The organism is Mycolicibacterium frederiksbergense (assembly GCF_012223425.1).
Classification (GTDB): domain Bacteria; phylum Actinomycetota; class Actinomycetes; order Mycobacteriales; family Mycobacteriaceae; genus Mycobacterium; species Mycobacterium frederiksbergense.
This window is the reverse complement of record NZ_CP038799.1, coordinates 5,821,829-5,834,613: the sequence shown is the minus strand read 5'-3', so window position 1 is coordinate 5,834,613 and position 12,785 is coordinate 5,821,829. Positions and strand designations below refer to the sequence as shown.

Below are 12,785 nucleotides of genomic sequence, written 5' to 3'. Positions count from 1 at the left end.
ATCCCGCGCTACCTGTGATGGGATCGGACGCTATGGGAATCAAAGTGGCGCTGGAGCACCGGACCACCTATACCTTCGACAGGTTGGTGGACGTGCATCCGCACGTGGTGCGGCTGCGTCCGGCCCCGCACTCACGAACGCCGATCGAGGCGTACTCGCTCCAGGTCGAACCGGCCGACCACTTCGTCAACTGGCAGCAGGACGCCTTCGGTAACTTCGTGGCACGGCTGGTGTTCCCGAACCGTGCCCGCAGCCTGAGCATCACCGTCGGACTGATCGCCGATCTGAAGGTCATCAACCCGTTCGACTTCTTCATCGAGGAATGGGCCGAGAAGTTCCCTTTCGAATACCCGAAGGAGCTGCTGGCCGACCTGGAGCCCTTCCTGCGTCCGGTCGACGAGGACGGCGTCGGATCGGGCCCCGGTGAGATCACCACGTCCTGGGTGCAGGATTTCAGCATCGCCCCGGGCACCCGCACCATCGACTTCCTGGTCAAGCTCAACGCCGCCGTGCGGGCGGATGTGGGTTACAGCGTCCGCATGGAACCGGGCGTCCAGACACCGGATCACACGCTGCGCACCGGGATCGGCTCCTGCCGCGACTCGGCCTGGCTGATGGTCTCCATCCTGCGCCAGCTGGGCCTGGCGGCGCGCTTCGTCTCCGGCTATCTGGTGCAGCTGACCTCTGACGTGCAAGCCCTCGACGGACCCTCCGGGCCGGCCGCCGATTTCACCGACCTGCATGCCTGGACCGAGGTCTACATTCCCGGAGCCGGCTGGATCGGTCTGGACCCGACCTCGGCCCTGTTCGCCGGTGAGGGCCACATCCCGCTGTCGGCCACCCCGCACCCCGCGTCCGCGGCGCCCATCACCGGCTCCGTCGGGCCCTGCGAATCGACACTCGACTTCGCCAACATTGTCACCCGCATTCACGAGGATCCGCGGGTCACGCTGCCCTACACGCCCGAAGCGTGGGCGGCCATCAACAGCCTCGGAGCGCAGATCGACGAACGGCTGGCCGCCGGTGACGTGCGTCTGACCGTCGGCGGCGAGCCCACCTTCGTCTCGATCGACAACCAGACCGATCCCGAATGGCTCACCACCGCCGATGGCCCGCACAAGCGCGAGCGCGCCTCGGTGCTGGCCGAGCGGTTGCGCAAGGTGTGGGCGCCCCGTGGCCTGATCCAGCGCAGCCAGGGCAAGTGGTATCCCGGAGAACCGTTGCCGCGCTGGCAGATCGGCCTGATCTGGCGCAACGACGGTGAGCCGCTGTGGAACGATCCGGCGCTGCTGGCCGACCCGTGGGCGCAGACCAAAGCCGATGACGCCCCGTCCGATGCCGGCGCCCGGCTGCTCGGGGTGATCGCCGACGGTCTCGGGCTGCCCGCCGGCCAGGTCCGGCCGGCCTACGAGGACCCGCTGGAGCGTCTGGCCGCCGCGGTGCGTCGCCCGGCCGGGGACCCCGTCGCCACCGGTGACGACCTCGTCGAGGACGACACCGCACGGCGGGCGAAGCTGCTCGCCCGGCTCGACGACTCGACCGATGAGCCCGCGGCCTATGTCATGCCGTTGCACCGCCGTGACGACGACTCCGGGTGGGCCAGCGCCGACTGGCAGCTGCGCCGCGGGCGAATCGTGTTGCTGGCCGGTGATTCCCCGGCCGGTCTGCGCCTTCCGCTGAACTCGATCAGCTGGCGGGCACCCCGGCAGGACTTCGATGCCGACCCGACCGCGCGGCGCGCCACGCTGCGCACCACCGAGCTCGCCGGGCCCCCGGCGCCGGTGGAAGAGGCCGACGAGGCGCCGACCACCGCGCTGGTCGCCGAGGTTCGCGACGGGGTGCTCTACGTCTATCTGCCGCCCACCACCGATCTGGACCACTTCGTGGAGCTGATCACCCGGATCGAGCAGGCCGCGGCGGCCATCGCCGTCCCGGTGGTCATCGAGGGCTACGGTCCTCCGCGTGACGGGCGGATCACCTCCATGAGCGTCACGCCCGACCCCGGGGTCATCGAGGTCAACGTCGCCCCCACCGGCAGTTTCGCCGAGCAGAAGGCCCAGCTGGAGACGCTCTACGAAGAGGCTCGCCAAGCCAGGCTGTCCACCGAGGCGTTCGATGTGGACGGTACCCACGGTGGCACCGGCGGTGGCAACCACATCACCCTGGGCGGGGTCACTCCGGCCGATTCGCCGATGCTGCGCAGGCCCGATCTGCTGGTGTCGATGCTGACCTACTGGCAGCGCCATCCCGCGTTGTCCTATCTGTTCTCCGGCCGCTTCATCGGCACCACCTCCCAGGCCCCGCGGGTGGACGAGGGGCGCTCGGAATCCTTGTACGAACTGGAGATAGCGTTCGCCGAGATCGCTCGGCTGGCCGACGACGGCGCTGCCAAACCGTGGGTTCCCGACCGGGCGTTGCGCCATCTGCTCACCGATATCACCGGCAACACCCACCGCGCGGAGTTCTGCATCGACAAGCTCTACAGCCCGGACAGTCCCACCGGCCGGCTCGGCCTGCTGGAACTGCGCGGGTTCGAGATGCCGCCGCACCACCAGATGGCGATGGTGCAGTCGCTGCTGGTGCGTTCGTTGATCTCGTGGTTCTGGGACGAACCGCTCAAGGCGCCGCTGATCCGGCACGGCGAGAATCTGCACGGTCGATACCTGTTGCCGCACTTCATTATTCAAGACATCGCCGATGTGGCCGCCGATCTGCGGGCGCATGGGGTGAATTTCGAGACCAGCTGGCTGGACCCGTTCACCGAGTTCCGGTTCCCGCGTATCGGCACCGCGGTCTTCGACGGCGTCGAGATCGAACTGCGCGGCGCGATCGAACCCTGGAATGTGCTCGGCGAGGAGTCCTCCGGAACCGGCACCGCCCGCTACGTCGATTCCTCGGTGGAGCGCATCCAGGTGCGACTCGTCGGGGCCGACCGGCACCGCTACATCGTCACCGCGAACGGCCACCCGATACCGCTGCTGGCCACCGGCAAGGCCGACATCCAGGTCGGCGGCGTGCGTTACCGGGCCTGGCAACCGCCCAGCGCGTTGCATCCCACCATCACCGTCGACGGCCCGCTGCGCTTCGAACTCGTCGACACCATGACCGGTACGTCGCGGGGTGGCTGCACCTATCACGTGGCGCACCCCGGCGGCCGGGCCTACGACAGCCCGCCGGTGAACGCGGTGGAGGCCGAGTCGCGGCGCGGGCGCCGTTTCGAGGCGACGGGCTTCACTCCCGGACGTGTGGATATGGCGGACCTGCGGGAGAAGCAGGCGCGCCAGTCGACCGACACGGGCGCGCCCGGCATCCTGGACCTGCGCCGGGTGCGTACCGTTCTGCGTTGATGGTTCTTCGCACCGGCTCCATGGAGCCCACCTCCGGGCTGTCCGGCGCGCCGGCGCGGACCGTCGATGTGCTGGCCGGGTACCGCGCCAGGCGCACCCAGCAGGCCCTGTTCGACGTCCGGGGCACGCGGGGTACCGGCTACGACGAGTTCATCGATGCCGCCGGCGACATTCGCCCGGCCTGGCAGGAACTCGCCGAATGCGTCGGGGACCGGGGCCCCGACGGACTTGACCGGCTGCGCGACACGGTGCGCAACCTCGTCGATGACGACGGCATCACCTTCGTACACGTCGACCAGGATGCCCTCACCGATGACGCGGTGGCCGAGCCGTGGCGCCTGGACGGGCTGCCGCTGCTCATCTCCACCGCCGACTGGGACATCCTGGAAGCCGGTCTGGTCCAGCGCTCCCGGCTGCTCGACGCCGTGCTCACCGACCTCTACGGCGAACGCCGGTCGATCACCAGCGGGGTGCTGCCCCCGCAGCTGCTCTTCGCGCATCCGGCGTACGTACGCGCCGCGCACGGCATCGAGGTGCCCGGTCGCCACCAGCTGTTCCTACACGGATGCGATGTCAGCCGCGCCGCCGACGGCAGTTTCCGCGCGAACGCCGACTGGACCCAGGCGCCTTCGGGCGCCGGCTATGCCCTTGCGGGTCGTCGCGTGATCGCGCACGCCGCTCCCGACCTGTACGAACGGATCGCGCCACGCCCGGTGTCCCCGTGGGCCCAGGCGCTGCGGCTGGCGCTCATCGACGCCGCGCCCGAGGCCGCCGAGGAGCCGGTGGTGGTGGTGTTGAGCCCCGGCACCCAGTCCGAGACCGCGTTCGATCAGGCCTACCTGGCCAGCGTGCTGGGCTTCCCGCTGGTGGAGAGCGCCGATCTGGTGGTGCGCGACGGCACGTTGTGGATGCGGTCGCTGGGCACCCTCAAACGCGTCGACGTGGTGCTGCGCCGGGTCGACGCCGCCTACGTCGACCCCCTCGATCTGCGCGCCGACTCGCGTCTCGGTGTGGTCGGACTGGTCGAGGTGTTGCGCCGCGGCGCCGTCACCGTGGTCAACACCCTGGGCAGTGGGATCCTGGAAAGCCCAGGGCTGCTTCATTTCCTGCCCCGGCTGAGCGAGATGCTGGTGGGGGAGACCCCGCTGCTGGCCTCCCCGCAGACCTACTGGGGAGGCGCCGAACTGGAGCGTTCTCACCTGTTGTCCAACCTGTCCACGCTGCTGATCAAACCGACCTCCGGTGGTCACACGATCGTGGGTCCGACACTCACGGTGGCCGACCGCGAGTTGCTGGCCGCGCGGATCAGTGCTCACCCGTGGCGCTGGGTGGGCCAGGAACTTCCGCAATTTTCTTCGGCACCAACCGATTACTACTCGGGGGGCGTGTCGGCCGCCGATGTCGGCGTGCGGCTGTTCACGGTCGCCCAGCGCGGCGGTTACGCACCGATGATCGGCGGTCTGGGGTTCCTGCCGGCCCCGGGAAACGCCGCCTACACCCTGGATACCGTTGCCGCCAAGGATGTCTGGGTGCGCACCCCGGACCGGGCCAAGGCAGTGCCCGCCCCGGCGGTGGACCTGCCGGTCATGACGCCGAGCCCCACCCGCGCCGTGAGCTCGCCGCGCGTGCTGTCCGATCTGTTCTGGCTGGGCCGCTACGCCGAGCGCGCCGAGCACATGGCCCGGTTGCTCACCGTCACCCGCGAGCGCTACCACGAATACCGGTACCGCCAGGACACCGAGGAGAGCCAGTGCGTACCGGTGCTTCTCGGTGCCATCGGCTCGATCACCGGAACCGACACCGGCGCAGGCGATGACGACCACGAGGCAATCGCGGTGGCGCCCAGCACGCTGTGGGCGCTGACCGCCGATCGGCGGCGCCCCGGTTCACTGGCGCAGTCGGTGGAACGGCTGGGTCTGGCGGCCAGGGGTGTGCGCGACCAGATGTCCAACGACACCTGGATGGTGCTGGCCGCCGTCGAACGCGCCGTGGTCCACCGCGGCGAGCGAAACGACGGGAAAGGCAACAGCTACGGCGCCCCGCCCGAATCACAGGCGGCCGGCGACGCCTACCTGCTGACCGCGCAGTCCCAGACACTGGCCGGGATGCTGGCGCTGTCCGGGATGGCCGCCGAATCGATGGTGCAGGACATCGGCTGGACCATGATGGACATCGGCAAACGGATCGAGCGCGGTCTCGGACTGACCGCGTTGCTGCGGGCCACCCTGACCACCGTGCGCCGGCCCGGCGCCGAACAGACCGTCACCGAGTCGATGCTGGTGGCCTGCGAGTCATCGGTGATCTACCGGCGCCGCACGCTGGGCAAGGTCAGCGTGTCGGCGATCGCGGATCTGGTGCTCTTCGACGAGGAGAACCCCAGATCGCTGGTGTTCCAACTGGAGAGGCTGCGCGCGAACCTGAAACGGTTGCCGTCGTCGTCGGGATCCTCGCGGCCGGAACGCTGGGCCGACGAGATCGCCGCCACGTTGCGCCGGGTCGACCCGGCCGATCTGGAGACCGTCGGATCCGACGGCCGCCGTACCGAACTCGTGGAGCTGCTCGACCGTCTGCACGCCGACCTGCGGGAGCTGTCCAATCTGATCACGGCCGCGCACCTGTCCCTGCCGACCGGTATCCAGCCGCTGTGGGGCCCGGATGAGCGGAGGTTGCTGCCGTGACGCGCACCTACGCGATCACCCACCGCACCACCTACCGGTACTCCGACGATGTGACGAGCTCCTACGGCCGGGGCTTTCTGACGCCACGGGAGACCGACACCCAACGCTGCCTGTCCCATGAACTGGTCATCGACCCGGACACCACGGACAGCACCACCAGCCGCGATGTCTACGGCAATCTCAGCTCGTATTTCCACGTCACGCAGCGGCACCGCACGCTGATCGTGACCAGCCGTTCGATCGTCGAGGTCGACCCGCCGGCACCCGATCTCTATGGCGGCGGCTCGGCACGCGCCCCGTGGGAGATCGCCCGCCCGGTCGGCCCGGACGGCGCACTGGCCACCGAGTTCACCCTCGACCTCGCGTCCGCCGAGATCACCGATGAGGTGCGCGATTATGCGGCGCCGAGTTTCACCCCGGAGCGGCCGCTGATCGAGGTGCTGCGAGACCTGAACTCGCGGATCAACAACGACTTCACCTACCGTTCCGGGTCGACCACGGTGTCCACCCGGGTGTCCGAGGTGCTGGCGGTCCGAGAGGGCGTCTGCCAGGACTTCGCCCGGCTGGCGATCGCCTGCCTGCGCGCCAACGGCCTCGCCGCCAGCTATGTGTCCGGCTACCTGGCCACCGACCCGCCGCCCGGGCGGGAGCGGATGGTCGGGGTGGACGCCACCCATGCCTGGGCCTCGGTGTGGACCCCGCAGAATCAGTGGCTGGGGCTGGATCCGACCAACGACCAGATGGTCGACGAGCGCTATATCGTGGTCGGTTTCGGCCGTGACTACGCCGATGTCCCGCCGCTGCGCGGCATCATCTACACCGACTCGGAGAGTAGCGTGATCGAGGTCTCCGTCGACGTGGCCCCGTACTGACGGAAATCGGTTTGAGGACGTGCCGCACGGGGAACGTCCACGCGGGCGCGGTGTCTACCGCGTCATCAGGGAGGGTGGGACATGCGGGATTTCAACTGCCCGAATTGTGGACAGCGGTTGGCCTTCGAGAATTCGAAGTGCCTGTCGTGCGGCTCCAGGCTGGGTTTCTCACTCGACGATATGGCATTGCTGGTCATTGCGCCCGAGGAGGAGAGCGAGCACGCGGGCGCGGTCGATGAGCAGAAGTACCGGCTGTGCGCCAATCTTCATCTGGCCGAATGCAACTGGCTGGTGGAGCGGGGGCCCGTCGTCAAGTTGTGCGCATCCTGTGCGCTGACCCGAACCCGGCCCCACGATGCCGACACCAATGCTCTCGCCAAGTTCGCCAGCGCCGAGAGAGCCAAGCGCCGGGTGATCGCCGAGCTGTACGAGCTCAAGCTTCCGATCGTCGGCCGTGACGAGGACCCACAGTTCGGGTTGGCCTTCGACCTGCTGAGCAGCGTGCAGGAGAAGGTGTTCACCGGGCACGCCGACGGTGTCATCACCCTCGATCTCGCCGAAGGCGATGACGTGCACCGCGAACAGCTGCGGGTCGCGATGGAGGAGCCCTACCGGACCCTGCTCGGGCACTTCCGCCACGAACTCGGGCACTACTACTTCTACCGCCTGGTCAGCCCGTCGCCGGAATACCTCGCGGGCTTCAACGACCTGTTCGGCGATCCCGACCTCGACTACCAGGCCGCGCTGGACCGGCACTACAACGAGGGTGCGCCGGCGGGCTGGAAGAGCGATTTCGTCTCCTCCTACGCGACCATGCACCCCGCCGAGGACTGGGCCGAAACGTTTGCCCACTATCTGCACATCCGCGACACCCTGGACACCGCCGCCGCATTCAGCCTGGCCCCGGCCGGTGCGACCTTCGACCGACGGGCGCTGGGCCCCAGCGGATTCGACACCATCATCGAGATGTGGCTGCCGCTGTCGTGGGCGCTGAACATGGTGAACCGATCGATGGGCCGCGATGACCTGTACCCGTTCGTGCTGCCCGCGTCGGTGCTGGAGAAGATGCGCTTCATCCACACGGTGATCGACGAGATCACCTCATCGCCGACGAAGTTGGCCGCGGTCAGCGGCTGAGCAGGCTTGCCGCGGTGGCGGTCACCGCGTCGGCCGCCGGACGGGGCTGCCAGCCGAGCTGTGCGACGGCCTTGGCGGCCGATATCTGTTTGGGAGTGCCGAGCAGACCGGCGAACACTTCCAGCTCCGGCCGCTCGGTCGCCGCGGCGCGGACCTCGTCATCGGAGGCCACCTCGACCGGTACCCCGGCCGCGTCCTCGCCGAGGCGTTCCCGCAGGGTGGCCGCGATCTCGGGCAGCGTCATCGCCGCACCGGCTGCGGCCAGGTAGCGCTGCCCGGCAGCCACCGGCGAGCTCATGGCCCGGATGTGCAGGTCGGCCACGTCGCGGACGTCGACGACGGTAAAGGAGGCGCGCGGCAGCGGTGACGGCCGGCCGGACAGCAGCATCGCGATGATGCCGACCGAACTGGACAGGTTCGATCCCAGCGCAGGGCCGAACACCCCCACCGGATTGATCACCGTCAGCTCCGGGGCGCCGGGGTGCTCGGCCGCGAACTCCCACGCCGCCCGCTCGGCGAGTGTTTTCGACAACACGTAGGGGCTGTTGTCCTGCGCCGGGTCGGTCCAGTCGGATTCGTCATAGGGCGCCCCGGACGGTTTCGGGCTGTAGCCGACAGCGGCGAACGAGGATGTCAGCACCACCCTGCGCACCCCGTGCCGGGCCGCGGCGTGCAGCACCCGCAGCGTGCCGTCGCGAGCGGGTCCGATGAGTTCCTCGGGATCATCGGGTTGCCTCGGCGGGAAGGGCGACGCCATGTGCAGTACGTACTCGGTGCCGGACACCGCCTCGTCCCAGCCGTCGTCGGCGCTCAGGTCGGCGATCACGAAGCTCAGCGGAGCGACGTCGGCACCCGCCCCGACCAGTGCCTCGGTGAGCTCGTCGCGCCGGCCCGCCGACCGCACCGTGGCGCGCACCCGGTGGCCGGCTTCGAGCAGCTGCAGAATCGTATGTGCGGCAAGGAATCCGGACCCTCCGGTGACAAGAACGGGTGAAGTGTCATCGGCCATCTGTGGCCTCCTGGTTCAGTAGTCGGTTGCCCAGCTCGACGATGGTCGGGATGAGCCGTTGTTCCTCGTCGTCGTTGCCGTCACAGCGGGCCTGCCACAGCTGGGCCTTGGCCGCGACATAGCGCCGACGCACCTGCAGCCGGGCGATCTCGTCGCCCAAGCGCCGCGCGTGATCGGCGAACAGGCGCTGCTGCGCATCGACCGCGTCGGCGTCGCGCATGTTGGCCACATAGGAGCGCATGTCCCGCACCGACATCCCGGTGCCGCGCAGGCAGGCCAGTGACTCCACGGTGGCCACCTGGTCCGGCGGGAACCGGCGGTGACCGCTGCTGTGATCGCGGGGTACCGGGTCGATCAGCCCGATGCGCTCGTAGTAGCGCAGCGCGGACTCACTCAGCCCGGTGCGCCGAGCCACCTGCTGGATGGTGAGGTCGGCGGTCACCGGTTCGGACAGGTTGATGGCCATGGGATCACTCTGCCGAACTTGAAGCGGTTCAGGTCAAGCCCCGGCCAGGCAACGGCACGATCACGATGACTCACCGTGGCATGTCGCACCGCTGATTCCGGTAGTGCTCTTTCTAGGATCGCCCGCGTGACTGATCGCTACGGCTCCGACATCCTCGCCCGAAACCCGCACACCCCGACGCGCGTTCGATCCGTCGAGCATCCGGCCGACAAGGGGCTGGTGGTCGAGGACCCGTCGAGCGGTTTCGTCGGCGCGGTGGTGCGCATCGAGAACAACCGCGTCGAACTGGAGGACCGCAACCGCCGGGTTCGATCGTTCCCGCTGGGCCCCGGGTTCCTGGTCGAGGGCAAGCCGGTCATCCTGGTCAAGCCGAAGGTCACGATCGCCACCGCCCGCACCGCCTCGGGCTCGGTGGCGGTGTCCGGGGCCAAGGCCCGGGTCGCGCTGTCCAGCCGCATCTACGTCGAGGGCCGCCACGACGCCGAGTTGGTCGAGCAGGTGTGGGGCGCGGACCTGCGCATCGAGGGTGTCGTCGTGGAGTACCTGGGCGGTGTCGACGATCTGGCCGGCATCGTGGCCGAGTTCAGGCCGGGCCCGGGGCGGCGTCTCGGCGTCCTGGTCGACCACCTGGTGGCCGGGTCGAAGGAGTCCCGGATCGCCGCCGAGGCCATGCGAGTGGCGGGTGAGCACACCCTGGTGGTCGGGCATCCGTATATCGACATCTGGCAGGCGGTCAAGCCGGCGCGGTTGGGCGTGAAGCAGTGGCCGGTGATCCCGCGCGGGACCGATTGGAAGCACGGGATCTGCGAGGCGCTGGGCTGGCCGCACGCCGACCAGGCCGATATCGCGGGTGCCTGGCAGCGGATCCGGGGCCGGGTGCGGGACTGGAACGACCTGGAGCCCGCGCTGATCGGCCGGGTCGAGGAGCTCATCGACTTCGTGACGGCACCAGCCTGAGACGGCAGGGCACCCGCGTGAGCCAGCACGTCGGCTCGGCGTGGTAAGCAGAACGCGTGTCAGACAGTTTGTTCGACATGCCGGGCGACGCGCCGGCCGCTGCCGATATGCCGACGGGCGCCAGCCCGCTGGCCGTCCGCATGCGCCCGGCCACCCTCGACGATGTGGTCGGTCAGCAGCATCTGCTCAAACCCGGCTCCCCGCTGCGTCGCCTGGTGGAAGGCTCCGGCGCGGCCAGCGTCATCCTGTACGGGCCGCCCGGCACCGGTAAGACCACGCTGGCCTCACTGATCTCCGGTGCCACCGGACGCCGGTTCGAGGCGCTGTCGGCCCTGAGCGCGGGAGTGAAAGAGGTGCGTGCCGTCATCGAGACGGCCCGCCACGCGGCCATCCGTGGCCAGCAGACCGTGCTGTTCATCGATGAGGTGCACCGGTTCTCCAAGACTCAGCAGGATGCGTTGCTGGCGGCCGTGGAGAACCGGGTGGTGCTGCTGGTCGCGGCGACCACGGAGAACCCGTCCTTCTCGGTGGTGGCTCCGCTGCTGAGTCGATCACTGATCCTGCAGTTGCAACCGCTGGGCGCCGACGACATCCGCGCCGTGCTGGAGCGGGCCGCCACCGATGAGCGTGGTCTCGCCGGCTCGGTCGCCATCGCCGACGACGCGCTGGAACTGCTGATCAAGCTGGCGGCCGGGGATGCCCGCCGCGCGCTGACCGCGCTGGAGGTCGCGGCCGAAACCTCCGGTGGCGCGGGCGGCACCATCACCGTCGAGGTGGTGGAGCAGTCCCTGGATCAGGCGGCGGTGCGCTATGACCGCGACGGTGACCAGCACTACGACGTCGTCAGCGCCTTCATCAAGTCGGTGCGCGGCTCGGATGTGGATGCCGCGCTGCACTACCTGGCCCGGATGCTGACCGCGGGGGAGGACCCGCGCTTCCTGGCCCGCCGGCTGGTGATCCTGGCCAGCGAGGACATCGGCATGGCCGATCCGATGGCGTTGCAGACCGCGGTCGCCGCGGCTCAGACCGTGGCGCTGATCGGCATGCCGGAGGCGCAGTTGACGCTGGCGCACGCGACGGTGCATTTGGCGACCGCGCCGAAGTCGAACGCCGTGACGACCGCCCTGGGCGCGGCGATGGGCGATATCCGCGCCGGCAAGGCCGGCCTGGTGCCTGCGCATCTGCGCGACGGGCACTATTCGGGGGCTCAGAAGCTGGGCAACGCCGTCGGCTACAAATACGCCCACGATGCGCCGGGTGGTGTTGCGGCCCAACAGTATCCGCCCGATGAACTGGTGGGTGTCGACTACTACCGGCCCACCAGCTACGGCGCCGAGCGGGAGATCGCCAGCCGGTTGGAGAAGTTGCGGGCCATCATCCGGCGTACGCGGTAGGTCGACACACTCTTGACCCCGTCGCCGCCGTCGCCTACCTTAGTAATCAACCATTAGATTGAACAATGGAAAGATTGCACAACCGAAAGATTGATTAATGGGCATGCTCGACGACGATCTGGACCGTGCGTTCCTGGCGCTGGCCGATCCGGTCCGGCGCGCCATGGTGGCGCGGCTGGCCCGGGGGCCGGCCACGGTCAACGACCTGGCCGCGCCGTTCGACATCACCAAACAGGCGGTCTCCAAGCACATTCAGGTGCTGGAGCGGGCCGGACTGGTCACCCGCAGCCGGGAGGCGCAGCGCAGGCCGGTGCACCTGGATTCCGCCGCGCTGGAACGGCTCACCGAATGGATCGACAAATACCGCCTGGACGCCGAACGCAGCTACCGCCGGCTGGACGGCCTGCTGGAGACCCTCACCGAAGAACCACATGACAACAAGGAGACGATATGACCAACGCACTCGACCTGACCGCGCCGGTGGACACGCTGGCGATGGAGTTCAGCCGCGATTTCGACGCGCCGGTGCACGCCCTGTTCCGGGCGCACAGCGAACCCGAGCTGGTCAAGCAGTGGCTCGGACCGCAGGGCCTGCGGATGGAGATCGCCGAGTGGGACTTCAAAAACCATGGTGGCTACCGCTATTCGCACTCGGATGAGAGCGGCACCTACGGCTTCAACGGCACCTTCCACACCGTCCGGGACAACGAGTTCATCCTGCAGACCTTCGAGTTCGAGGGCGCCCCGGACATGGTCAACATCGAGTACCTGTGGTTCGAGGACCTCGGTGACGGCCGGTCCCGGCTGCGCGGCCGGTCGATCTGTCCCAACACCGAGGCCCGCGACGCCTTGCTGTCCTCCGGTATGGAGGGCGGCATGACCGAGGGCTACGAGAAGCTGGACGCCCTGCTCACGACTCTCTGAC

Annotated in this window: 10 protein-coding genes; 8 read left to right on the top strand and 2 right to left on the bottom strand. The window is 68.9% G+C overall.

All coding sequences use genetic code 11. From position 1 onward, the window contains the following. Positions 1–32 precede the first annotated feature (32 nt). The 4 genes from EXE63_RS31100 to EXE63_RS31085 all read left to right on the top strand — a co-directional run bounded on the left by EXE63_RS31100 (position 33) and on the right by EXE63_RS31085 (position 8,034). Positions 33–3,347, top strand: coding sequence for a transglutaminase family protein (locus EXE63_RS31100; protein WP_168145151.1), 3,315 nt, complete (start codon positions 33–35; stop codon positions 3,345–3,347). Continuing rightward, positions 3,347–6,025 (top strand): circularly permuted type 2 ATP-grasp protein, encoded by a 2,679-nt coding sequence (locus EXE63_RS31095; RefSeq protein ID WP_436277731.1) that lies wholly within the window; start codon positions 3,347–3,349, stop codon positions 6,023–6,025. The genes EXE63_RS31100 and EXE63_RS31095 overlap by 1 nt, the downstream gene beginning before the upstream one ends. Continuing rightward, positions 6,022–6,897, top strand: coding sequence for a transglutaminase family protein (locus EXE63_RS31090; protein ID WP_168145150.1), 876 nt, complete (start codon positions 6,022–6,024; stop codon positions 6,895–6,897). Before EXE63_RS31095 ends, EXE63_RS31090 begins: the two co-directional genes overlap by 4 nt. Positions 6,898–6,978: 81 nt before the next feature. Next, positions 6,979–8,034 (top strand): zinc-binding metallopeptidase family protein, encoded by a 1,056-nt coding sequence (locus EXE63_RS31085; protein ID WP_168145149.1) that lies wholly within the window; start codon positions 6,979–6,981, stop codon positions 8,032–8,034. Here the strand turns inward: EXE63_RS31085 and EXE63_RS31080 are convergent. Both EXE63_RS31080 and EXE63_RS31075 read right to left on the bottom strand, forming a co-directional pair. Next, positions 8,024–9,043: an SDR family oxidoreductase gene (locus tag EXE63_RS31080; RefSeq protein ID WP_168145148.1), complete on the bottom strand. Its 1,020-nt coding sequence runs from the start codon at positions 9,041–9,043 to the stop codon at positions 8,024–8,026. The two genes, EXE63_RS31085 and EXE63_RS31080, sit on opposite strands and share 11 nt — an antisense overlap. Next, complete coding sequence (locus tag EXE63_RS31075; RefSeq protein ID WP_168145147.1) at positions 9,033–9,509, bottom strand: MerR family transcriptional regulator; 477 nt, start codon at positions 9,507–9,509, stop codon at positions 9,033–9,035. The genes EXE63_RS31080 and EXE63_RS31075 overlap by 11 nt, the downstream gene beginning before the upstream one ends. A 126-nt stretch (positions 9,510–9,635) precedes the next feature. On the opposite strand from EXE63_RS31075, the gene EXE63_RS31070 reads away from it, so the two are divergent. From EXE63_RS31070 to EXE63_RS31055, 4 genes are all read left to right on the top strand, one after another. Continuing rightward, positions 9,636–10,466 (top strand): DUF3097 domain-containing protein, encoded by an 831-nt coding sequence (locus EXE63_RS31070; RefSeq protein WP_168145146.1) that lies wholly within the window; start codon positions 9,636–9,638, stop codon positions 10,464–10,466. 56 nt (positions 10,467–10,522) lie between these two features. Next, positions 10,523–11,860: a replication-associated recombination protein A gene (locus tag EXE63_RS31065; protein WP_168145145.1), complete on the top strand. Its 1,338-nt coding sequence runs from the start codon at positions 10,523–10,525 to the stop codon at positions 11,858–11,860. Between the two features lie 97 nt (positions 11,861–11,957). After that, positions 11,958–12,314 carry an ArsR/SmtB family transcription factor gene (locus EXE63_RS31060; RefSeq protein ID WP_210000165.1) on the top strand — a complete coding sequence of 119 codons (357 nt, stop codon included), beginning with the start codon at positions 11,958–11,960 and terminating at the stop codon, positions 12,312–12,314. Beyond that, positions 12,311–12,784, top strand: a complete 474-nt coding sequence (locus EXE63_RS31055) for an SRPBCC family protein (protein ID WP_168145143.1) — start codon at positions 12,311–12,313, stop codon at positions 12,782–12,784. Before EXE63_RS31060 ends, EXE63_RS31055 begins: the two co-directional genes overlap by 4 nt. Position 12,785 lies beyond the last annotated feature (1 nt).

Bases quoted from the DNA above. Each gene is read 5' to 3' on its own strand.
- EXE63_RS31055 (WP_168145143.1), top strand. From the start codon at position 12,311: ATGACCAACGCACTCGACCTGACCGCGCCGGTGGACACGCTGGCGATG.
- EXE63_RS31075 (WP_168145147.1), bottom strand. From the start codon at position 9,509: ATGGCCATCAACCTGTCCGAACCGGTGACCGCCGACCTCACCATCCAG.
- EXE63_RS31080 (WP_168145148.1), bottom strand. From the start codon at position 9,043: ATGGCCGATGACACTTCACCCGTTCTTGTCACCGGAGGGTCCGGATTC.
- EXE63_RS31085 (WP_168145149.1), top strand. From the start codon at position 6,979: ATGCGGGATTTCAACTGCCCGAATTGTGGACAGCGGTTGGCCTTCGAG.
- EXE63_RS31095 (WP_436277731.1), top strand. From the start codon at position 3,347: ATGGTTCTTCGCACCGGCTCCATGGAGCCCACCTCCGGGCTGTCCGGC.
- EXE63_RS31100 (WP_168145151.1), top strand. From the start codon at position 33: ATGGGAATCAAAGTGGCGCTGGAGCACCGGACCACCTATACCTTCGAC.
- EXE63_RS31060 (WP_210000165.1), top strand. From the start codon at position 11,958: ATGGGCATGCTCGACGACGATCTGGACCGTGCGTTCCTGGCGCTGGCC.